Here is a 21550-nt window from a genome sequence, read left to right on the forward strand (position 1 = left end):
GCGTCCTCAGGCCTGGGCGTCGCCGAACAGCAGGCGCCGGGTGGCCGCCGTCACGTCGGCCTCGCGCATCAGGCTCTCGCCGACCAGGATGGTGTCGAGGCCGGCCGCCGCGAGCCGGACCACGTCGGCATGGCCCGCGATGCCGCTCTCGGCCACGGCGATCCGGTCGGCCGGCACGCCCGCGGCGAGGCGGATCGCGGTCTCGAACGAGACCTCGAAGGTCTTCAGGTTGCGGTTGTTGATGCCCACCAGCCGGGTGCCGAGGGGCAGGGCCCGCGCCAACTCCTCGGTGTCGTGGACCTCGACCAGCACGTCCATGCCGAGGTCGTGCGCGGTCTCCACCAGAACGGCGGCCTCGTCGTCCTCGAGGCAGGCCATGATGACCAGGATGCAGTCGGCGCCCCAGGCCCGCGCCTCGAACACCTGGTAGGGCTCGAACAGGAAGTCCTTGCGCAGGACCGGAAGGGCGCAGGCGGCGCGCGCCTCGGTGAGGTATTCGGGCCTGCCCTGGAACGAGGGCGTGTCGGTGAGCACCGAGAGGCAGGTGGCGCCGCCGGCCTCGTAGGCGGCGGCGAGGACGGCCGGGTCGAAGTCCGCGCGGATCAGGCCCTTGGAGGGCGAGGCCTTCTTCACCTCGGCGATCAGGGCCGGGCGCTTCTGCGCGATATGCGCCGCGATGGCCTCGGCGAAGCCCCGCGGCGGCGTGACGTCGGCGATGCGCTTCTCGAGCTTGGTCTGCGGCACCCGCAGCTTCGCCTCGGCGATCTCACGCCGCTTATAGGTCTCGATGCGGGCCAGCACGTCCTTGCGCTCGGTGGACGCGGTCTCGGGGACGGACCCGGATTTGGGCTCGGACATGACGGGCTTTCAGGCGTTCGAGCGACGGTTCGAGAGACGGACCAGCGTCCGGAGTGTGGCACGCGCGGCGCCGCTGTCGAGGGCCTGACCGGCCCGGACGACACCCTCCGCCAGGGTGCCGGCGGCCTCCGCCACCACCAGGGCGGCCCCCGCGTTGAGGACGGCGATGTCGCGATAGGCGTTGCGCCCCCCATCCAGCACCCCGGCCAGGGCGGCGGCGTTGTGCTCCGGGTCGCCGCCCCGCAGGGCTTCCAGCCCATGGAGCGGCAGGCCGACCTCGCGCGGATCGATGGTGAAGCGCGAGATCCGGCCGTCCGCCAGCGCCACCACGGCGGTGGGGCCGGTCACGGTGATCTCGTCGAGGCCGTCGCTGCCGTGCACGGTCCAGACCCGGTCGCTGCCGAGTTCCGCCAGGACGCCGGTCAGCGGCTCGGCCCAGGCCGGCGACGAGACGCCGAAGAGCTGGCGCCGCACGCCGGCCGGGTTCGCCAGCGGGCCCAGCATGTTGAAGATCGTCCGCATCGGCAGTTCGGCCCGCACCGGAGCCACGTGGCGCATGGCGGCGTGGTGGGTCTGGGCGAACATGAAGCACAGGCCCGCCTCGGCGAGGCACAGGCTCAGTTCGTCCGGCGCGAGGCCGATGCGCACGCCGAGGGCCGTGAGCACGTCGGCGGCGCCGGAGCGCGAGGTGGCGGCCCGGTTGCCGTGCTTGGCCACCGGCACGCCGCAGGCGGCGGTGATGATCGCCGCCAGGGTCGAAACGTTGTAGCTGCCCGAATGGTCGCCCCCGGTGCCGACCACGTCGACGGCGCCCGCGACGCCGGGCACCGGCAGCATCCGCGCCCGCATGGCCTCGACGGCACCGACGATCTCGTCCGGGGCCTCGCCGCGGACCTTCAGCGCCGTCAGGAAGGCGCTGGCCTGAACCGGCGTGACCTCGCCCGAGAGCAGATCGTCGAAGGCCTGCCGCGCCTCGGCACGGTCCAGGCCCGCGCCGGTGGCGACCTTGGCGAGGAGGGGCTTGAAGGATTCCATGTGGCTCGGGCGTGACGGTCCGGCACGGAGAACCGGATTGATTCCAGACAGGCGACGTAACCCGTCAATGCACGCCGTCGCGGCCCTTGTCACGCGCCGCATTCCACGTGGCCGCGATGTCCAGGAAATTCCGCAGGATCTGCGATCCGTGATGCGACAGGATGCTTTCGGGGTGGAACTGCACGCCGTGGACGGGCCGATGGGCATGCTGAAGGCCCATGATCAGGCCGTCGGCCTCGGCCGTGACGGTGAGATCGGTCGGGCAGCCGCCCCGCTCCACCACCAGGGAATGGTAGCGGGTGGCGTCGAACGGCCCGTTCAGCCCCCGGAAGATGCCCGACGCCCGATGCTGGATGCTGGAGACCTTGCCGTGCATCGGCGTCGGCGCCCGCACCACGTCGCCGCCGAAGGCCTGCCCGATGGCCTGGAGCCCGAGGCAGACGCCGAAGATCGGGATCTCGGTCGAGAGGTCCTTGACCACGTCGAGGCAGATGCCGGCCTCGTTCGGCGAACAGGGTCCCGGCGACAGCACCACGGCGTCGGGCCGGCGCGCGCGGATCTCCTGCGTGGTGATGGCGTCGTTGCGCACCACGTCGATCGAACCGCAGAGGGGGCCGATCAGGTGGACGAGATTCCAGGTGAAGGAATCGTAATTGTCGATGACGAGGACGTCGGACATCGGAGCTTCGCGCGCAGGCATGACGGCGGTGTGGCGCGAGTCCGGCGACCCGTCAACCGGGCGCTACTGTCCCCGCCGGGCCCGGCTCGCGAACACCACCGCATCCTCGGCCGCGCGGAACAGGGCCTTGGCTTTGTTGACGCATTCCTGCTGTTCGGAGGCCGGATCGGAATCGTAGACGATGCCGGCACCGGCCTGGACGTGCATGCGGCCGTCCTTCACCAGGGCGGTGCGCAGCACGATGCAGGTGTCCATCTCGCCGCGCGCGCCGAAATAGCCGATGCAGCCGCCGTAGGGGCCGCGCTTCTCGCGCTCGAGTTCGTCGATGATCTCCATGGCCCGCACCTTCGGGGCACCGGAGACGGTTCCGGCCGGAAAGCCGGCGGCGAGGGCCGCGAGGGCATCGTGCTTCGGGTCGAGGTCGCCCTCGACGTTCGAGACGATGTGCATGACCTGGCTGTAGAACTCGAGGAAGAACGAACCCGTGACCGTGACGCTGCCGATGCGCGCGACGCGGCCGACATCGTTGCGGCCGAGGTCGAGCAGCATGAGGTGCTCGGAGCGCTCCTTGGGATCGGCCAGCAGTTCCTCGGCCAGCGCCTTGTCCTCGGCCGGCGTCGCGCCGCGCCGGCGCGTCCCGGCGATCGGCCGGATGGTGACGCGCCCGTCACGGACCCGCACCAGGATCTCGGGCGACGAGCAGACGAGCTGGAAATCCTCGAAGTCGAGGTAGCACAGGAACGGGGCCGGGTTGGTCCGGCGCAGCGAGCGGTAGAGGGCCAGGGCCGGCAGGGTGAAGGGCGCCTCGAAGCGCTGCGAGAGCACGACCTGGAAGACGTCGCCGGCGACGATGTACTCCTTGGCCCGGGCGACCATTCCCAGGTACGCTTCGGGTGTCGTGTTCGAGACCGGCTCGGGATGCGCGATCGCGTGCGGGTCGATACGGGCCTCGACAGGGAGGGGGCCTTCGAGGATCTCGGCCACCCGCTCCAGCCGACCCAACGTCGCCTCGTAGGCGGCGCGTGCGCCGATTCCGGCGGTCGGGCGCACCGGGCCGACCACGGTGATCAGGTCGCGGACCGAGTCGAAGACCACCATCACGCGCGGTCGCACGAGGATCGCGTCCGGCACCCCGAGCGGATCGGGGTTCGGGTCTCCGAGGGCTTCCATGGCCCGGACCATGTCGTAGCCGAGATAGCCGAACAGGCCCGCCGCCATCGGCGGCAGCACATCCGTGTCGCCCTCCGCGCCGATCGCGCTCTCGGCGATAAGGGCCCGTAGGCTCGCCAGGGGCGCAGCCGCCTCGGGCGTGAACACCAACAGGTCGGGACCGCGCGCGATCTCCGCCCGGCCGTCGCGGCAGCGCCAGGCCAGGTCGGGGTCGAGCCCGATCATCGAGTAGCGTCCGCGCACGACGCCCCCCTCGACGGATTCGAGCAGGAAGGCGGTGCCGGGGTGCTCGGCCCGCAGCTTCAGGAAGGCGGCGACGGGCGTCTCGAGATCCGCCACCAGGGTGAGGTTGAGGAGGGCGGGACGGCCCGCCTCGTAGGCGTCGACGAAGGCCGTGAAGGCGGGGTCCTCGGACATCGTCGGCTCAGTACTCGCCGCCGCCGATCGCCCGGCGGAAGGCCGCCTGGTTGATGGTCACGCCCACCGAGGTCTGCACGTCGCCGATGTACTGACCCAGGACATCGTCGGCGATGGTGGGCTGGAAACGCTTGCCGATCGCCTCGTCCTCCGGCGAGCCGGGAACGAAGGCCGGCATCGTCGCGGCCGTGACCTTGAACAGGGCGCGGCTCTCGCCGGCCTCTGCGGAAGCCGACTTGTCGACGGCCGTCGCGAAGACGCGGTTGACAACCTCGGCCGTCAGATCGCCCTGGGCCTGGTTGCGGGCCAGGTCGGTCAGGCTCTGGACGGTCAGGCCCGCTTCCGCGGCGACGGCCTCGACGGTCTCGCCCTGGTCGAGGCGCGCCGACAGCGCCTTGGCCTTCGCCAGCAGCCGGCTCTGGACTTCGGCGGCGCGCCAGCGGGCGACGACCTCGTCGCGCACCTCATCCAGCGGCTTGTCGTGGGCGCGGTCGACCCCGGTCACGTCGTACCAGATGTATCCCCCGGTCTTGGTGCGCAGGGGCTCGTTGTCGCCACCCATCTCGGCCCGGAACAGGGCGGTCAGGGTGGTGTCGCGATCCGGGATGCCCTCGACGGTCCTGCCGGCGGGATCGAGGCCCTGCGCGGTGACGGCCGGAATCGTCTGGAGCGGCAGGTCGCGCTCCTTGGCGATGTCGGCCAGGGGCTTCGAATTGGCGCGCTGGTCCTCGATCGCGTCGTGGGCCGCGTCGATGCCGCTGTTGGCGCGCTCCAGGGCGATGGTCTTGGCGATGTCCGCGGAGACCTCGGCCAGCGGTTTCACCGTTCCCGGCTCGATGGCGGTGACGCGCAGGAGGACGGTGCCGAAGCGGCCCTTCACCGGTGCGCTGACCGTATTCAGGGGCAGGGCGAAGGCGGCGTCCGCCACGGCGGGATCGAACAGCTCCGCCTTGGAGAGCGTCCCGAGGGAGAGGTTCTTGGCATCGGCGCCGGTCTCGGCGGCGGCCGCCTCGAACGGCTTGTCGCCGGCTTCGATCGCCGTCCGGGCCGCCTCGGCGGCAGCCTGATCGGGATACACGATCTGCTGGATCGTGCGACGCTCCGGCGTCCCGTACCGCGCCTTCTCGGAATCGTAGCGCTTGGCGATGTCCTCGGCGGTCACGGCCTCGGGCTTGGCCATCGCCTGCGGGTCGAGGACCAGCAGGGTGACGGCGCGGGCTTCCGGCGCGCGGAAGGCGAACTTGTTGTCCTCATAATACGCCTTGACCGCATCCTCGGAGGGCGCCGGGATCTCACCGGCCACGGAGGGCGGCAGCATCATCAGAGCGACCGAACGGCGCTCGGTGGTGTAGCGGTGCACCGCCTCGCGCAGGGCCTCGGGGACATGCAGGTCGGCCGCGACCGCCTCGGCGAGCTGCAGGCGGGCGGCGACCGAGCGCTGCTCGCGCACGAAGGTGGCCTCGTTGATGCCGGCGCGCTGAAGCGTCTGGTAGAAGAGGGCGGGATCGAATTTGCCGTCGGCGCCCTGGAAGCTCTTCTCCTCCTGGATCGCGCGCAGCACGGCCGCATCGGGGATGCTCAGGCCGAGGGCGGCGGTCTGTTGGTCGAGGGAGGCTTCGCTGACGAGCTGCGCGAGCACCTGGCGGTCGATGCCGAGGGCCCGGGCCTGATCGGGCGTCAGGGTGCGGCGGGTCTGGCTCTGGTAGCGCTGGAGCTGGCTCTGATAGGCGCTGCGCACCGTTTCGGCGGAGATCTGCGCCCGGCCCACGGTGGCCACGCTGGTGGACGAGCCCGCGCGGAAGAATTCCTCGACGCCGAAGATCGCCACGCCGGCGATCAGGAAGGTGAAGACCACCGTGAGGATGATCTTGCCGAGCCAGTGCTGGCTGGCCTTGCGCATGTTCTGCAGCATCGAACGTCCGGGCACCCGTCGCGTGGGCGCCGGAAGCGCCCGTCATTCCTGGGAAGGTCGCCCGCGATAGACCATCCGTGCTGTCACCGCAAAGGGCGTTCGCGGTTTGCGCCCATCCTGAGGCTCTGTTAGGGCCGGCGCGACCGCGAAGCGAAGCCTTAGCAGCGAGGGACGGGATGACGAAGTCGGGGCGACGGCCGCTGGTTGCCGGCAACTGGAAGATGAACGGCCTGCGCAGCTCGGTCGCCGTCGTGGAAGCCGTCCGCAACGGCCTGACCGCCGCCCTGCTCGACACGGTCGACGTGCTCATCTGCCCGCCCTCCACGCTGATCGCCTCCTGCGTGGCGGCCGCCTACGGCTCGCCGATCGCCATCGGCGGCCAGAATCTCCACGCCAAGCCGAACGGCGCCTTCACCGGCAGCATCTCGGCGGAGATGCTGGCCGATCTCGGAGCCTCCTACGTCATCGTCGGCCATTCCGAGCGCCGGGCCTACCACCACGAGACCGACGATGGCGTACACGCCAAGGCGCTGGCCGCCCGCCGCGCGGGCCTCTGCGGCATCATCTGCGTCGGCGAGACGAAGGAGGAGCGCGAGGAGGGCCGGACCCTCGACATCGTGCGCGCGCAGCTCGCGATCGGCGTACCGAAGGGAGCCACCGCCAAGGACACGGTCATCGCCTACGAGCCGGTCTGGGCGATCGGCACCGGCCTGACGCCGACCCCGGCCGACATCGCCGAGGTCCATGCCTCGCTGCGCGAGATGCTCGGCCAACTCATCGGCGCCGAGGCCCAGGCGGTGCGCATCCTCTATGGCGGCTCGGTCAAGCCGAGCAATGCCCGCGAGCTGATGGCGGTGGACAACGTCGACGGCGCGCTGGTCGGCGGCGCCAGCCTGGTCGCCGACGACTTCCTCGGCATCGCCCGCGCCTACCTGCGCTAGGGATCGAGCCGAAAAATCCCATTTCATTCGGATTCGGTCCCGGGGTTTCGGCGGGAGTGGCCCATGGTTCGTCGGCGGACATGATCCGGCAATCGGACGCGGATCGGGCCTGGGCCGTCGAGGAGGCCTGCCGCAACGCCCGACCCTCGCCGCTGGAGATCGGCCTCGGCGGCTGGATCCTGCGGGCCTCGGGCGGTCCGACCCGTCGGACGAACTCCCTCAATCCCCTGCGCGGCTGGCGCGACGATCCCGCCCGCATCGTCGCGGAGGCCGAGACCCTCTACCGGAACCTCGGCCGGCCGCTGATCGTCCGGGTCCCGGATCTCGCGCCCGAGATGGATGTCCTGCTCGACGGTCTCGGCTATCGGTCCGAGGGCGAGGCCTGCACGCTCTTCGCCGAGCTTCCGCCGGACGACCGCGACGGGGCGGAGGGCGTCGCCCTCGACAATGCCCCGGACGCGGCGTGGCTGGCGGCGCGGGCCGCCTGCGAGGGCGTGGTGTCCGAGGTCGCCCTGCGGACCTACCGCGACTCGATCGCGTGTCTGATCCTGCCCCGGATGTTCGCGCGGCGGATCGAGGCGGACCGGACGGTGGCCGTCGCCTACGGCGTCCTGCATCGCGGGATCCTCGTGTTCGAATCCGTCGCGACGCACCCGTCCCATCGCCGGGCGGGCCATGCGCGCAGCCTGATCCTGGCCCTGATGGCCTGGGCCCGGCGGGAGGGGGCGACCGGGGCCTGCCTGCAGGTGGTTGCCGAGAATGCGCCGGCGCGCGCCCTCTATGCCGGGCTCGGCTTCTCGCGCAGCCTCTACGGCTATCGCTACCGCCGCCGGGACTAGGGCTGCCTCCGCGATAACTCCGGGGTTCGAAGGACTGCCGCGCCGGCCGACGCGGTGCCGAAGCATCGGTCCGGTTGGCGCGCGGGGCCATCTGGTGTATGGCCCCGCGGATATGTCGGCGGCGCCAGGACTCACCGGCCCGTAACGCATTCGTGCCCGGGTCTCTCCTCGGAACCGGCGCGCGGATGATGAAGCTTCCGGAAACCCGATGCAGACCGTTCTGATCTCGATCCATCTCATCGTCGTCCTCGGCCTCATCGCCGTGGTCCTTCTCCAGCGCTCCGAGGGCGGTCTCGGTCTCGGCGGCGGCGGGAGCGGCGGCGTGGCGGGTTTCATGACGGGGCGCGGACAGGCCAACGCCTTGACCCGCGCGACGGCCATCCTCGCCGCCCTGTTCTTCACCACCAGCATGGCGCTCGCGATCCTGTCGCACCGGAGTGCGGCCCCGCGCTCGATCCTGGAAGGAACCGGAACCAGCCAGCCCGCGACTCAGCCGAATGCCGGCAACCTGCTCGACACCCTGCGGGGTCAGAGCGGCACCCAGCCCGGGACTCCGGCGAGTGGGACTTCGGCGCCCGGCACCCCGGCGCAGGTGCCCGCGACCGCGCCGGCCCAGCCGGCCGTGCCGCAGGCCCCGCAGTCGCGCTGACCGGCCGGTCGATGGCCCGACGGAGGGGGCCTTCGACCGAGACGTGACCGCGGCGAGGTCGCCGGGCCCGGTCGGGTCGAGGTGAACCGCGGGGTTATCCAGACACCCGGCGTCCAAGTGCTCGGACAAGTGCTCGGACGCCGCTCCTCGTTGCAACGCCGATCGAACGACGTCCTCGCCGCGCATGCGCAGGTATCGCGGGGGATAGGCGTTTTTGTTGTTTGGCGAATCGTTCTCCCTTGTTTATGGACCGAGGCCCATGACGCGGTACGTATTCATCACCGGCGGCGTGGTTTCCTCGCTGGGCAAGGGTCTCGCATCGGCGGCGCTCGCGGCCCTGCTGCAGGCCCGGGGCTACAAGGTCCGCCTGCGCAAGCTCGACCCTTACTTGAACGTCGATCCGGGCACGATGAGCCCGACGCAGCACGGCGAGGTGTTCGTCACCGACGACGGCGCCGAGACCGACCTCGACCTCGGGCATTACGAGCGCTTCACCGGCCTCGCCGCGACGCGGGCCGACAACATCACCACCGGGCGGATCTACCTCGACATCATCACCAAGGAGCGGCGCGGCGATTACCTCGGCGCGACGATCCAGGTGATCCCGCACGTGACCAACGCGATCAAGGACTTCGTCCTCGAGGGGAACGAGGCCTTCGACTTCGTGCTGGTCGAGATCGGCGGCACGGTCGGCGACATCGAGGGCCTGCCGTTCTTCGAGGCGATCCGGCAGCTCGGGCAGGAGCTGCCCCGCGGCGCCACCGCCTTCGTGCACCTGACCCTGCTGCCCTACATCCCCTCCGCCGGGGAGCTGAAGACCAAGCCGACCCAGCACTCGGTGAAGGAGCTGCGCTCCATCGGCATCCAGCCCGACATGCTGCTCTGCCGCTGCGACCGGCCGATCCCGACGGACGAGCGGCGCAAGCTCGGCCTGTTCTGCAACGTCCGCGAGACCGCCGTGATCGAGGCCCGCGACGTCGCCTCGATCTACGACGTGCCGCTCTCCTACCGCGAGGCCGGTCTCGACCGGGAGGTGCTGGCGCATTTCGGCCTGCCCTCGCAGGACGAGCCGGACCTGTCGCGTTGGCGCACGATCTCGGAGCGGGTGAAGAACCCCGAGGGCGAGGTCTCCATCGCCATCGTGGGCAAGTACACGGGCCTTAAGGACGCCTACAAGTCGCTCACCGAGGCGCTGACCCACGGTGGCATCGCGCATCGGGTCAAGGTCAACCTCGAGTGGATCGAGGCCGAGGTGTTCGAGCGCGAGGATCCCGCACCGTTCCTCGAGGGCATCCACGGCATCCTCGTCCCGGGCGGCTTCGGCCAGCGCGGCGCGGAGGGCAAGATCCGCGCGGCGCGTTATGCCCGCGAGCGCAAAATCCCGTATTTCGGCATCTGCTTCGGCATGCAGATGGCGGTCATCGAAGCGGCCCGGGCGCTCGCCGGCGTCGCGGAGGCCAACTCGACAGAGTTCGGCGAGACCCGCGAGCCGGTGGTCGGGCTCCTGACCGAATGGCTGAAGGGCAATGAGCTCGAGCGCCGCGCCGCGGCCGGCGACCTCGGGGGCACCATGCGCCTCGGCGCCTATCAGGCGAGCCTGCGGCCGGATTCGAAGATCGCCGAGATCTACGGCACCACCGACATTTCCGAGCGCCACCGCCACCGCTACGAGGTCAACATGGCCTATCGCGAGTGCCTGGAGGCCAAGGGCCTGCGCTTCTCGGGCCTCTCGCCGGACGGACTCCTGCCGGAGACCGTCGAGCATGTCGGGCATCCCTGGTTCATCGGCGTGCAGTTCCATCCGGAACTGAAGTCCCGCCCGTTCGAGCCGCATCCGCTCTTCAAGAGCTTCATCGGCGCCGCCATCGTCCAGAGCCGTCTGGTCTAGCCAGGTATCGGAACGGCCGCGCACCGACCGTCTTCGCCGGCCTGCGGCCTGAGGCGTCGTTCCCGGCTTGCGGGAGCGACGGTCGGGCCGACGGACGGCTGTTCCGACCGGGCTCAGACCCATGCCTCCCGGGCATCGCCCGGGCGGGTACGGCGGCGCCCGGCTCCTGGGGAACGTCGCCCCCGTTGCTCCATTGACTGTTCACACGGGGTCGCTGCCCCACAGGGAGTCATGGAATGCCGCCGATCTTCACCGCCGATTTCGAAACCCGCCGCGATGCCGAGATGAGCGTGGAACACCTCGTTCAGGAGCACGGCATCGACCGGAACGCGATCACGGTTGTGGCGGCAGGCGATCGCAACAGCGCCGGTACGGAACAGGCGGGGGGCGATCTGGAGGACGGCCGGAGCAAGGGCGAGACCGAGGGGGAGCCTGCGCTGACGGGGGCGATCCAGGTTCGGGTCGACGCCGAGGCCGCGCAGAAAGGCGTCATCGACGAGTCGTTCTCGACCTTCGGTGGACGGACCGTTCAGCGCTGACGCGCGCGGCTCACGCCGCCAGCGCGATGACATCCGAGTCGGGCCGCGCCGTCTCGCGCGGTCCGAACAGGTGCTGATGCAGGGCGTTCGGGCAGTGAACGCGTCCCGAGGCGTCAGTGATCCGCACCTCGGTCATCCCCGCGATCATCAGCGACCAGCCCTGCTCCACGGCGCCCAGGACGGAGCTGTGGCGGAAACTGAAGCACCGCTCCAAGACGCGCGCGCTGACGGTGAAGCTCACGGGATGAGATCCTTGGCTGGTCGCTCGGCACCCGGCTTCGGGCATCCGGCGAGATCGGGAGATGGGAGCCGTGCGGCGCCTGTGGCTGCGCCGACGGGTTGCGTGTGCACCGCAATAATGGCTTCCGGTTGACAAACGCTGAGCGAAAACGTGCGGCGTGCGAATTCGATCAACCCTGCGCGGGATCGTGACCGGCGACGGCACGGACGGCGTTCACGACGGCCTCGGGATGCTGGTGGTGCAGCATGTGACCGGTCCCCGTCAGGAGGGTGAACGCCGCCCCCGGGATGAGCTGCGAGGCCCAAGAGCCGTGTCGCGGCGTGCTGACGACGAGATCCGAATCGCCGCCGAGAATCCGGACGGGTACCCGGCAGGCCGGATACGCCAGTGCGTTTCGGGTCAGGCCGACCATCAGGCCGGCCGCGTCTTCGCCTTCGGTCACCAACTGGTCTGCGGTGCCGGCCAGCCCGAACGGATTGGCGGCGGCATAGCCCGGCGGCATCGTGGCCGGCAAAAACATCGCGTTCCACAGGAGCGGCAGCAGCGCAGGGTCCATCGTGCGCCCGAGGAGGTCCGACGCGAAACGCCCACCCGGCACCGCCCGAGGGCCGAACAGCAGGTGTTCAAGGCGCGGCTCGGGAAAGCAGATCGGCGCCAGGGCGACGACACCGGCGATCTCGTCGGGAAACCGAAGGCCGTACGCCAGCGCCAGCGCGCCACCGAAGGAATGCCCGACGATGATCGGCCGCTCCAGGCCGAGCGCCCGAACGCCCTCCCGGATCAGGGCGGCCTGCCGCCAGAGATCGGCGTCGGCTGCGCCCCGGCGCCGGCTGAAACCATGGCCCGGACGGTCGACGGCGATGACCCGGAACCGCTCGGCGAGGTGAGGCACCAGGCCGAGCCACATGTCTTCCAGGGACATCAGCGTCCCGTGTATGAGCACGATGGGCGATCCGGTCCCGGCTTCGGCGTAGGCGAGCGTACGCCCCTCGTGCAGGTCGATGGTCGATCGTGGCACGAGGCGCTCGGACACCGCGGGTGAGATCCCCCCGACCGGGCCGGCGATGGGTGCGATCTCCATCAGGACGAACGCCGGTTCCGCCCAGCGGGGGATGCGGACGCGGCGAGCCCCCGTCCGCTCGAGGCGCCCGTCATCACCCCGCGCCGATCGTTCGGCGCATGTCCGTGTGGCATGGTGGTCCTTCCCCCGACGGTTCCGGCAGATCGCTCGCCGCGTCCTCGAACGGTGACGCGCGGAAGGGCCGCCGGTTCTGTTCCGTGCCCGCACCTGCGCGGTTTTCACGCGTGGATTCGCGCGCCGGAAGAGGCGCGGCTCGCGGCCATGCGGCTGGCTTTGGCGCAGCGTCGGACTACCTTGCAGCCTGTGACCGAGATCCTGTTCTATCACCTCCAGAACCAGCCCCTCGAAAAGGTGCTCCCGAACCTGCTGGAGCGCTCTCTGGATCGCCAGTGGCGTGCGGCCATCCAGGCAGCCAGCGAGGAGCGGCTCCAGGCCCTGGACGACCAGCTCTGGACCTACAGCGACGACAGCTTCCTGCCGCATGGGACCGATCGCGACGTCGACGCGGCCAGCCAGCCCGTCGTGCTGACTCTGAAGGATGCGAACCCGAACGCCGCGTCGATCCGCTTCCTGGTGGAGGGCGCCGACCTGCCGCCCGATGCCGCCGACTATGCACGCATCTGCGTGCTGTTCGACGGCACCGACCAGGAGTCCCTCCTGCGCGCCCGTGCGCAGTGGAAGGAGGCGAAGGCCGCCGGACACACGATCGCCTATTGGCAGCAGGACGACGACGGCCGTTGGCAGAAGAAGGCCTGACGTCGCTGCCGCATTCCGACCATCGCCGAGAGGATTCGCCATGACACGTCTCGCCTTCGGCCTCGCGGCACTGCTGATCGCGACCCCGCCGCTGCAGGCGCAGCCCGCCCCGCAGCCCGCCCCGCAGGCGGAGCGTCCGGCCGAGGCGCGAAAAGCGTCCGAGCCGCGCGCCACCCAGGGCGGCAAGCTCCCGGCGGACGCCGTCACCGAGCACAGCGTCACCCTGCCGGATGGGCGCACGCTCGCCTTCACCGCCCGCGCCGGCAGCCTGCCGCTGGTGGACGAGGCCGGCAAGCTCCAGGCGGAGATCGCGTTCATCGCCTACACGCTGGCCGGCCAGGGCGCTGGGAAGACGCGCGATCCGGCGCGCCCCGTGACCTTCGCGGTGAATGGCGGGCCGGGCGCCGCCTCCGCCTACCTCAACATCGGTGCGATCGGACCCTGGCGCCTGCCGGTGGAGGGCGCCAGCATCAGCCCGTCGGCGCCGATCGGCCTCGTGCCGAACGACGGAACCTGGCTCGACTTCACCGACCTCGTGTTCCTCGACCCCGTCGGCACCGGCTACAGCCGCGCGGCCGACGGAGATGCCAAGCGCTACTGGAGCATCGACGCCGATGCGTCCGTGCTGGCCTCGGCCATCGCCCGCTGGCTCCGCACCAACGACCGCATGGCGGCGCCGAAATTCTACGTCGGCGAGAGCTACGGCGGCTTCCGCGGGCCGTTGATCGCCGCGAAGCTCCAGGAGGAGATCGGCATCGGCCTGTCGGGCATGGTTCTGCTCTCGCCGGTGCTCGATTTCGCCTGGCTGCAGGCACCGCGCACGACCCCCTGGGGCCACGTGATCAAGCTGCCGTCCTTCGCCGCCGCCGCAATCGAGCGGGCGGGCGGCATCCCGACGCGCGAGACCATGGCCGACGCAGAGGCCTACGCCACCGGACCCTACCTCGCCGATCTCCTGAAGGGGCCGTCCGACAGCGCCGCCGTGGCACGGCTGGGCGACCGGGTCGGTGCCCTGACCGGGCTCGACCCGAGCTTCGTGCGGCGCCAAGCCGGGCGTCTCTCCGGCCAGAGCGTCCAGCGCGAGATCGGCCGCGACACCGGCCGGGTCGCCAGCGCCTACGATACGGGCGTGACCGGATGGGACCCGGACCCGAATGCCGCCCATTCGGGCTTCGAGGACCCCCTGCTCACCGCGCTCCAGGCGCCGCTGACCAGCGCGATGATCGCGCTCTACACCGACACCCTGAACTACCGGGTGCCGGATCTGCGCTACGAACTCCTCAACGGGGCGGTGAACCGGGGCTGGACCTGGGGCGGCGGTCGCTCGGCGCCCGAATCCCTCGGCGCCCTGCGCGGCGTGCTGTCCCTCGACGGCAACATGCGGGTGCTGGTCGCCCACGGGTATACCGACCTGGTCACGCCGTATTTCGCGTCGAAGCTCCTGATCGACCAGATGCCGGCCTATGGCGGCGGGCGTCTCGATCTCGCCGTGTACCCGGGCGGGCACATGTTCTATTCCCGACCGGATTCGCGCGCCGCGTTTCATCGGGACGCGGCGGCTCTCTACGCGGCCGCGCTCAGCGCGCGGAGCCCCGCGCAGCGCTGAGGACCCCGTCGTGCCTGCTTCCACCGACCCGCGCCTGCTGATCCTGGCCGTGCTCGCGGCCTGCGGCCTGTCCGCCTGCACCAGCACCGAGACCCGGCGCACGGAGACTCCGGCACCTGAGCCGCTCCCCGTCGCCGTGCCGAAGCCCGCACCGGCCCCGACCTTCCAGGGACCCGTCCTGACGGGGAACGGCACCTGCACGGCGCCCGCGCCGGCGGGCGCCGCCGCGATCGAGATCGGCATCGGCGAGTGCGACCTCGTCCGCCTGAAGGGCAAGCCCCCCACCGACGTGCTGGTGGGGGAGGGGCGCGCCGGCCGCGAGGTGCAGGTGCTCTACAACGAGCCCGGCGCGAAGGAGCTGTACTTCTTCGTCAACAACCGGCTCGACCGCATCGTCAAGTGAGCGACCGGCTCAGCGCTCCGTGAGCTTCATCTCGATGCGCCGGTTGCGGGCATAGGCCTCCTCGGTGGTCCCGGCCTCGAGGGGCTGGAACTCGCCGAAGGCGGCGGCCAGGAGGTGCTGGGGCGGGATGCCCTTCGCGACCATGGCCTGCACGACCGCGATGGCGCGGGCCGCCGACAGGGCCCAGTTCGAGGGAAACTGCGCGCTGGCGATCGGCCGCGCATCGGTGTGGCCGTCGATGCGCAGCACCCAGGGAATGTCGGCCGGGATCTGCTTGGCGAGGTCGAGGATCGCGCCGGCGATGCGGTCGAGTTCGGGGCCGGCCTCCGCCTTGAGGCTGGCGGAGCCCGCCGGGAACAGCACCTCGGATTGCAGGACGAAGCGGTCGCCGACGATGCGGATGTCCGGGCGGTTGCCGAGGATCTGGCGTAGGCGGCCGAAGAAGTCCGAGCGATAGCGCGCGAGTTCCTGCACCTTCTGGGCCAGGGCCACGTTGAGGCGGCTGCCGAGGTCGGCGATGCGGGCCTGGCTCTCGCGGTCGCGGTTCTCGGAGGCCGCGAGCGCATCCTCAAGGGCGGCGAGCTGGCGCCGCATCGCCGCGATCTGCTCGTTCAGGAGATCGATCTGCGCGGCGGCGCGGGCGGTGTTGGCGCGCTCGGCCGCCAGTTGCTTGTCGACCTCGCCCTGGCGCCCGGCCGAGCCCTGCGACGCTTCGGCCTGCGCCCTGAGGCGATCGCGGTCGGCCTGCGCCCCGAGGAGGGTGTTGCGCAGGGACGAGGCCTGCTCCTCCTGCGTCTTCCGGGTCGAGCGCTCCAGGGCCAGCAGGTCCGTCAGGTCGGCGATCTGGCGATTGAGCCGGGTCAGCACCGAGTCCCGGCCGCTGATCTCCTGGGAGAGGAAGAACTGGCCGACCACGAAGATCGTGAGCAGGAACACGACCGCCAGCAGCAGCGTCGCCAGGGCGTCGACGTAGCCCGGCCAGACGTTGAGGCTCCGGTCGCGGCGACCGCGCGTGGAGGCCATGTCAGCTCCGCTCGCGGCCCAGGCGCTCCAGCACCTGCTTCAGCTCGCGCTCGCGGGTCGCCTGGGCCTCGACCCAGTCGCGGATCATCTGCTGCTCGGCCCGCATGTGCTGCACGAGCCCCTGGATGCCTTCCGCGAGATTCGTCATGGCCTGGGTGGCGACGCGCCCGTTGGCGCCCTCCGCCACCACGGCGGTCAGGCGGTCCACCGCCTCCTTCAGTTCGCGGGCGCTGGCGGGATCCTGTACCGGGAGTGGCGCGGGTTGCGCCTTCGTCGGGGCCGCGACCTCGACACGACCCTGCGGTATTTCGCCGGAGAGGAGCCAGTCCTCCAATTCGTTGTGGAAGCGCGCATGCGCCTGCCCGGCCTGCAGGTCGAGGAAGCCGATGATCAGCGAGCTCGCGAGGCCGAACAGGGAGGCCGAGAAGGCGAGGCCGATGCCGGAGAGCGGAACCGCGAGGCCGTTCTTAAGCTCGTCGAACATCGCCGCGGCCTCGCCGCCGCCCCGCATGGTCTTGATCACCGACCCGACCGCGCTCAGCGTGTCGATCAGGCCCCAGAACGTGCCGAGAAGGCCGAGCAGGATCAGGAGGCCCGAGACGTAGCGCAGGATTTCCCGGCCCTCGTCGAGGCGCGCAGCCGCCGTGTCGAGGAAGGCGCGGCTGGTCGACAGGGTGATCCCGTCGGGCCGGGCGGCGATGGCGGGGGCCAGGGGCGCCATCAGGGGCGGCGGCCGGCTCGGGCTCTCCCCCGCCGCCACTGCGTTCACGTAGCTCACCTCCCGATAGAGCCGCACCACCTGACCGAAGGCCAGCAGAACCGCGACGAGCAGGACCCCGAGGATGAGCCCGTTGAGGCCGGGATTGGCAAGGAAGGCCGGCGTGATCTGGCGGAACAGGACGAAGGCGAGGAAGCCGACCAGGATCAGGAAGACCAGCATCCGGACGAGGTAGATGCCCGGCTTGGCGATCGTCGCGGGTGCGGGGGGGGTCGCCATCGGCTCGGGCACACTCTCAACGCGGAACTGTCGGCCCGCGGGGAGCGAGCGGGGCGAACGCGCCGGCACATTGCAGGGTGGTTCGGCGCCGATCAAGTCGCGCGTGATCTGGTTCCGTGGATGGGCGCTCCGTTGCGCCGGCTAATCCCACGCCCGGGGCCAAGTCTCCTCCAGATGGGGGCCGAGGCGCACCGCGGCCACGCTCTTGGCGAGGCCCGTCGCATCGTCGGTCTCTACCGCGATGCCGCAAAGCGTCCCTTCGCCCTGGGCCGCCTCCAGGCGGGTACCGGGCGTCTTCTGCAGGAACCGGCGCAGAGGCTCGTCCTTCTGCATGCCGAGGATCGAATCGTAGTCGCCGCACATGCCGGCATCCGAGAGATAGGCGGTGCCGCCGGGCAGGATCCTGTGATCCGAGGTCGGGGTGTGGGTGTGGGTGCCCACGACCAGGCTGGCCCGGCCGTCGAGGAAATGACCGAAGGCCTGTTTCTCGCTCGTGGCCTCGGCATGCACGTCGACGATGACGGCATCCGCCACGGCGCCCAAGGGACAGACGGAGAGCTCCCGCTCGGCCGAGGCGAAGGGATCGTCAAGGGCATCCATGTAGAGCCGGCCCATAACGTTCAGGATGAGCACGCGGGCGCCCTTGCGGGTCTCGACCACGGTGGCCCCGCGGCCCGGCGTGCCCGGTGGATAGTTGGCCGGACGGACCAAACGGGTCTGCCGCTGGATGAAGACGAGGGCCTCGCGCTGATCGAAGGAATGGTTGCCGAGCGTCACCGCGTCGGCCCCCGCCTGGAGGAGCTCGTCGCAGATCGCTTCCGTCAGGCCGAATCCGCCGGCGGCGTTCTCGCCGTTGATAACCACGCAGTCGAGGCGCCAGCGCTCACGAAGGGACGGCAGGCGGTCCGAGATGACGGTCCGGCCGGGGCGGCCCACCACGTCGCCGAGGAAGAGAATGCGCATCGCGGGACGTCAGGTCCGTATCAGCGGGACCGGCCCCGCTTCGGTAACGAGATGATCGAGGGGCTGGTCGTGCGGCTCGGAAGGAACCGTGTCCACGGCCTGGACCGAGAAGGCGATCCCGATGGTGAGCACGGGACCGTTTCGCGAAAGGCGCTCAATGGCTTGGTCGTAGTAGCCGCGTCCATAGCCGATGCGATGACCACGCCGGTCATAGGCCGCCAGCGGCACGAGGAGCGCGGTGGGATCGAGGGGCGGCAGATCGTCGTGCGGTTCGCTGAGCCCGAAGCGACCGGCGACGAGAGCCTCACCCTCGCGCCATTCCCGGAACACCAATCCGTTGGGCGTGACCTTCGGCAGGGCGATGCGCTGGCCACGCGCGAACAGGAGGCGGGCGAGGGGGCGTGGATCGACCTCACTGCGGATGGGCCAGAAGGCCCCGACGATCTCGACCTTGGCGAGCGCCTCGATGGTCATGACCGTCTCGGCAATCTGCAGCGAACCGATGCGGCGATCCTCCTTTCGGAGAGCGTCGCGGCGGGCCAGAGCCTCGTTGCGCAGGGCCGCCTTGCGGGCGGGAACGGATGTTTCGGAGGGAGAAAGATCTAAGTGCGGAGCCACGTGAGCCGTTGGAGTGTCGATCCCGGGAAACCTACAATGTAGGTGGGCGCCGTGTTGGCCAAGTCCAGGGACAAGGCCAGGGACAGCTCCCTGGGGAGTCGATAAGGCCCCGGGGAAAAGTTCTCCTGACGGACCCGGCAGCCCCGCCTTCCCCATGTAGCGTCGGCCTGCGGCCCGCGCCAGGGGGGCGCTGGTTCGACTCGCAGAATTCATGGGCGAGATCGGCGCTGAGACGAGCCGCCGCCCAACATTCCGGCGCTCGAGATCGTTAGCCGGCCGAAATGACGTGCGCTAGGCGCTCGACCCGCTCGGCACAGCGGACGAGCTCCTCGGCAAGCCGCTCTTCCTCGGCCGCCCGGACCGCTTCGGCCGATTCCACTGTCTCCCTGAGAGCGGCGGCTTCCTGCTCCAGCGCGGCGAGACGTCCCTGTACCTCCTGCAATTCATCTGCCTGCATCAAGGCTGCCATCACGTGGAGGCGCATGTCGCCGATCTCGCCGAAGGTCCGGCGCATTTCGCTGATCCGTCCATCGAGCCCTTCCGCGAGGGCGGTCAGGTGCGCCTCCTCGCCGTCGGCACACGCCATCCGGTAATTCTTGCTGTCGATGGTGACGTTGATCTGGGGCATCGGGCGTCGGGTCACTGGAGCGTTGCGATTTCAAACTTAGCGGAGGGCGCGGGCCTGTGTCAGCACGCCCTCGACGGCGTCGATCGCTCGTCCGAGGCGATGGTCGACATCGGCCGAAGTCGCCTCGACCTCCGCGAGGCGCGCGCTGGCCGCATCGAGTTCGGCGGCGAGCCTCGCCCGGTCCTCGCCCATGATCGCGAGCTCGGTTTCCAGGTCGCTGGGGTCGCGCTCGGCCTCGAAACGTTGCGCGACCGCGCCCTCCAGCCGTGAGAGCACGGCTTCAAGACGCTGCAGCGCCAGATCGATGGTCTGGCTCACGGAGGAATGCCCTTCTCTTCTACCTGCTGCTATCGGACGAAGTCGTTCGCGCCATGCCCGGACACCTGTACGGTATCCACCGGGAAACGGTTTTCCACCCCCTGCGCCGCGCCATGTAACCTTTGCCTCGATTTGTCACCATGTTAGAGACCGGCCGCTCGCAGACCGGCTATACGGCAGCACGCGACGCACTCAGGGGAGAGGGCAGGGACCTGTCAGCCACCCTGGGTTCGTCTTGCCGCGCGCTACCTCGGTCTTCGGCTGCGATCGCGCGCCCGAGCCTGCGCGGCAGTTCATCTGTCGTTCAATCGGGACTCGCACAGAGCGGGCGACGGATCGAGGCCTGCCGTTCGGGCGAGCCGCGACGATCAAATGGCTGGAGGGTGCTGCGTGGCCGGCGCCCGATTATGGGAAGGACTCACGCCGTGTCGGTGAAGGTTGCCATCAACGGGTTCGGACGCATCGGCCGCAACGTTCTGCGCGCCATCCATGAGGCCGGCCGCCAGGACATCGAGGTGGTGGCGATCAACGATCTCGGCCCCGTCGAGACCAATGCCCACCTGCTTCGCTTCGATTCGATTCACGGCCGGTTCACCGCCAAGGTCGAGGTCGACGGCGACTTCATCGTCGTCGACGGCAAGCGCATCAAGGTCACGGCCGTGCGTAACCCGGCCGAGCTGCCACACCGCGAGCTCGGCGTCGATATTGCCCTCGAGTGCACGGGCATCTTCACCTCGAAGGACAAGGCAAAGGCGCACCTCGATGCCGGAGCCAAGCGCGTTATCGTCTCGGCGCCCGCCGACGGCGCCGACCTGACCGTGGTCTACGGCGTCAACCACGACAAACTGACCGCCGACCATCTCGTCATCTCGAATGCGTCCTGCACCACCAACTGTCTCGTCCCGGTGGCCAAGGTGCTCAATGATCTCGTCGGGATCGAGCGCGGCTTCATGACGACGATCCACTCGTATACGAACGACCAGCCGTCGCTGGATCAGATGCACAAGGACCTTTATCGGGCCCGTGCCGCGGCGCTCTCGATGATCCCGACCTCGACCGGCGCCGCGAAGGCTGTCGGCCTCGTGCTGCCGGAACTTAAGGGCAAGCTCGACGGCACCTCGATCCGCGTGCCGACCCCGAACGTCTCGGCCGTCGACCTCGTGTTCACCGCAAAGCGCCAGACCACGATCGAAGAGATCAACACCGCGATCCGAGCCGCTGCGGACGGCCCGCTGAAGGGCGTGCTGGCCTACACCGACCAGCCGAACGTCTCGATCGACTTCAATCACGATCCTCACTCGTCGACCTTCCACCTCGATCAGACCAAGGTCATGGACGGCACCTTCGTGCGCATCCTGTCCTGGTACGACAACGAATGGGGCTTCTCGAACCGGATGGCCGACACGGCCGTGGCCATGGGCAAGCTTCTCTGAGCCGCATCGCCGTATCCTGACGGATCGAACGTTCCCGAGGACGAAGCGAGACCAGCATGGTGTGCTTGACATGACAGAGACCTCCCCCTCCGAACGCGGCTTCATTCCAGGCACCTCAGCGCTCCCGCCCCCGGCGTCCGCGCCGGCGGCAATCCCGGCCGCTCCGACCACCGCACCCTCCGTGGTGGTCGGGAAGGCGGAGCCCCTGCCGTCGTTCGGCAGTACTCCGGGGAGCGATCAGCTCGCCCGGATCGAGGACAAGTGCTCACGGATCGAGGACAAGTACGCCCGCTCCGAGGCGTTGCTGTCGCGCGTGGAGGAGAAGGTCGAGGGCGCCGCCGGCCGCATGAACGAGGCGGCCCGCCAAAGTGATCTCTCCGCTCTGCGAAGCGAGGTCCGCGCCATCGCGGACCGCACACGCGGCCTGCCCGGCTCCGGCGCACTCGTGCTCACCGCCGTCATCACCGCCGTTCTCACGGTCGCGCTGACCATCGCGGCTCAGCGCTTCCACCTGGATGCGATGCTGCCCCCGCGCTGATCGCCCCGTCCCGCCCGT

At 70.1% G+C, this 21550-nt stretch carries 23 protein-coding genes and 1 other RNA gene; 10 read left to right on the plus strand and 14 right to left on the minus strand.

The genetic code is table 11. The features are described 5' to 3' along the window. Window positions 1–6 precede the first annotated feature (6 nt). The 5 genes from trpC to ASG63_RS13200 form a co-directional block, all read right to left on the minus strand. Entirely contained in the window at window positions 7–858 is an 852-nt protein-coding gene (trpC, locus tag ASG63_RS13180) for an indole-3-glycerol phosphate synthase TrpC (protein ID WP_056216811.1), read from the minus strand. 9 nt (window positions 859–867) lie between these two features. Next, window positions 868–1893 (minus strand): anthranilate phosphoribosyltransferase, encoded by a 1026-nt coding sequence (gene trpD / locus ASG63_RS13185; RefSeq protein ID WP_056216814.1) that lies wholly within the window; start codon window positions 1891–1893, stop codon window positions 868–870. Window positions 1894–1957: 64 nt separating this feature from the next. After that, the gene (locus ASG63_RS13190) at window positions 1958–2572 is read right to left on the minus strand and encodes an anthranilate synthase component II (RefSeq protein WP_056216817.1); all 615 of its coding nucleotides are present in this window, start codon (window positions 2570–2572) and stop codon (window positions 1958–1960) included. Window positions 2573–2635: 63 nt separating this feature from the next. Beyond that, the gene (gene trpE / locus ASG63_RS13195) at window positions 2636–4159 is read right to left on the minus strand and encodes an anthranilate synthase component I (RefSeq protein WP_056216821.1); all 1524 of its coding nucleotides are present in this window, start codon (window positions 4157–4159) and stop codon (window positions 2636–2638) included. Between the two features lie 7 nt (window positions 4160–4166). Then, window positions 4167–6071 (minus strand): peptidylprolyl isomerase, encoded by a 1905-nt coding sequence (locus ASG63_RS13200; protein ID WP_056216824.1) that lies wholly within the window; start codon window positions 6069–6071, stop codon window positions 4167–4169. A 176-nt stretch (window positions 6072–6247) separates the two neighbouring features. On the opposite strand from ASG63_RS13200, the gene tpiA reads away from it, so the two are divergent. The 5 genes from tpiA (at window position 6248) to ASG63_RS13225 (ending at window position 10927) form a co-directional block, all read left to right on the plus strand. Continuing rightward, window positions 6248–7012, plus strand: a complete 765-nt coding sequence (gene tpiA, locus ASG63_RS13205) for a triose-phosphate isomerase (protein WP_056216829.1) — start codon at window positions 6248–6250, stop codon at window positions 7010–7012. Window positions 7013–7092: 80 nt separating this feature from the next. Further along, window positions 7093–7851: a GNAT family N-acetyltransferase gene (locus ASG63_RS13210; protein ID WP_056216832.1), complete on the plus strand. Its 759-nt coding sequence runs from the start codon at window positions 7093–7095 to the stop codon at window positions 7849–7851. Between the two features lie 208 nt (window positions 7852–8059). Next, entirely contained in the window at window positions 8060–8500 is a 441-nt protein-coding gene (gene secG / locus ASG63_RS13215; protein ID WP_056216835.1) for a preprotein translocase subunit SecG, read from the plus strand. A gap of 259 nt (window positions 8501–8759) precedes the next feature. Next, window positions 8760–10388, plus strand: a complete 1629-nt coding sequence (locus tag ASG63_RS13220; protein WP_056216838.1) for a CTP synthase — start codon at window positions 8760–8762, stop codon at window positions 10386–10388. Window positions 10389–10624: 236 nt separating this feature from the next. Continuing rightward, entirely contained in the window at window positions 10625–10927 is a 303-nt protein-coding gene (locus tag ASG63_RS13225; RefSeq protein ID WP_056216841.1) for a hypothetical protein, read from the plus strand. Window positions 10928–10937: 10 nt separating this feature from the next. Here the strand turns inward: ASG63_RS13225 and ASG63_RS13230 are convergent, their stop codons facing one another. Continuing rightward, on the minus strand, window positions 10938–11168 hold the full coding sequence (locus ASG63_RS13230; RefSeq protein ID WP_056216844.1) for a hypothetical protein: 231 nt from the start codon (window positions 11166–11168) through the stop codon (window positions 10938–10940). 169 nt (window positions 11169–11337) lie between these two features. Next, on the minus strand, window positions 11338–12249 hold the full coding sequence (locus ASG63_RS13235) for an alpha/beta fold hydrolase (RefSeq protein ID WP_056216847.1): 912 nt from the start codon (window positions 12247–12249) through the stop codon (window positions 11338–11340). 303 nt (window positions 12250–12552) lie between these two features. On the opposite strand from ASG63_RS13235, the gene ASG63_RS13240 reads away from it, so the two are divergent. Genes ASG63_RS13240 through ASG63_RS13250 form a run of 3 tightly spaced genes read left to right on the plus strand, consistent with a single transcriptional unit; the run spans window position 12553 to window position 15014 of the window. Beyond that, window positions 12553–13005 carry a DNA polymerase III subunit chi gene (locus ASG63_RS13240; RefSeq protein WP_056216850.1) on the plus strand — a complete coding sequence of 151 codons (453 nt, stop codon included), beginning with the start codon at window positions 12553–12555 and terminating at the stop codon, window positions 13003–13005. A 40-nt stretch (window positions 13006–13045) separates the two neighbouring features. Continuing rightward, window positions 13046–14611, plus strand: a complete 1566-nt coding sequence (locus ASG63_RS13245; RefSeq protein ID WP_056216855.1) for a S10 family peptidase — start codon at window positions 13046–13048, stop codon at window positions 14609–14611. A 10-nt stretch (window positions 14612–14621) separates the two neighbouring features. Further along, entirely contained in the window at window positions 14622–15014 is a 393-nt protein-coding gene (locus ASG63_RS13250; protein ID WP_200957548.1) for a hypothetical protein, read from the plus strand. Between the two features lie 9 nt (window positions 15015–15023). Here the strand turns inward: ASG63_RS13250 and ASG63_RS13255 are convergent, their stop codons facing one another. The 7 genes from ASG63_RS13255 to ASG63_RS13280 form a co-directional block, all read right to left on the minus strand. Then, window positions 15024–16037, minus strand: coding sequence for a peptidoglycan -binding protein (locus ASG63_RS13255; protein WP_056216859.1), 1014 nt, complete (start codon window positions 16035–16037; stop codon window positions 15024–15026). A 1-nt stretch (window position 16038) separates the two neighbouring features. Continuing rightward, on the minus strand, window positions 16039–17034 hold the full coding sequence (locus tag ASG63_RS13260) for a MotA/TolQ/ExbB proton channel family protein (RefSeq protein WP_056216864.1): 996 nt from the start codon (window positions 17032–17034) through the stop codon (window positions 16039–16041). Between the two features lie 141 nt (window positions 17035–17175). Next, entirely contained in the window at window positions 17176–17997 is an 822-nt protein-coding gene (locus ASG63_RS13265; protein ID WP_056216868.1) for a TIGR00282 family metallophosphoesterase, read from the minus strand. Between the two features lie 9 nt (window positions 17998–18006). Further along, window positions 18007–18615: a 5-formyltetrahydrofolate cyclo-ligase gene (locus ASG63_RS13270; protein WP_056216872.1), complete on the minus strand. Its 609-nt coding sequence runs from the start codon at window positions 18613–18615 to the stop codon at window positions 18007–18009. Further along, window positions 18605–18762, minus strand: a non-coding RNA gene (ssrS, locus tag ASG63_RS24225) — 6S RNA. The genes ASG63_RS13270 and ssrS overlap by 11 nt, the downstream gene beginning before the upstream one ends. Window positions 18763–18883: 121 nt before the next feature. Continuing rightward, entirely contained in the window at window positions 18884–19243 is a 360-nt protein-coding gene (locus ASG63_RS13275; protein WP_056216876.1) for a cell division protein ZapA, read from the minus strand. 36 nt (window positions 19244–19279) lie between these two features. After that, the gene (locus tag ASG63_RS13280) at window positions 19280–19561 is read right to left on the minus strand and encodes a DUF4164 domain-containing protein (protein WP_082559297.1); all 282 of its coding nucleotides are present in this window, start codon (window positions 19559–19561) and stop codon (window positions 19280–19282) included. Window positions 19562–19986: 425 nt separating this feature from the next. Between ASG63_RS13280 and gap the strand changes: the two genes are divergently transcribed. Together gap and ASG63_RS13290 are read left to right on the plus strand one after the other, a co-directional pair. Continuing rightward, window positions 19987–20994, plus strand: a complete 1008-nt coding sequence (gene gap, locus ASG63_RS13285; protein WP_056216883.1) for a type I glyceraldehyde-3-phosphate dehydrogenase — start codon at window positions 19987–19989, stop codon at window positions 20992–20994. A 70-nt stretch (window positions 20995–21064) separates the two neighbouring features. After that, window positions 21065–21532: a hypothetical protein gene (locus ASG63_RS13290; RefSeq protein ID WP_056216888.1), complete on the plus strand. Its 468-nt coding sequence runs from the start codon at window positions 21065–21067 to the stop codon at window positions 21530–21532. Window positions 21533–21550: the final 18 nt, after the last annotated feature.

It is taken from the genome of Methylobacterium sp. Leaf94 (assembly GCF_001426045.1).
Lineage (GTDB): Bacteria > Pseudomonadota > Alphaproteobacteria > Rhizobiales > Beijerinckiaceae > Methylobacterium.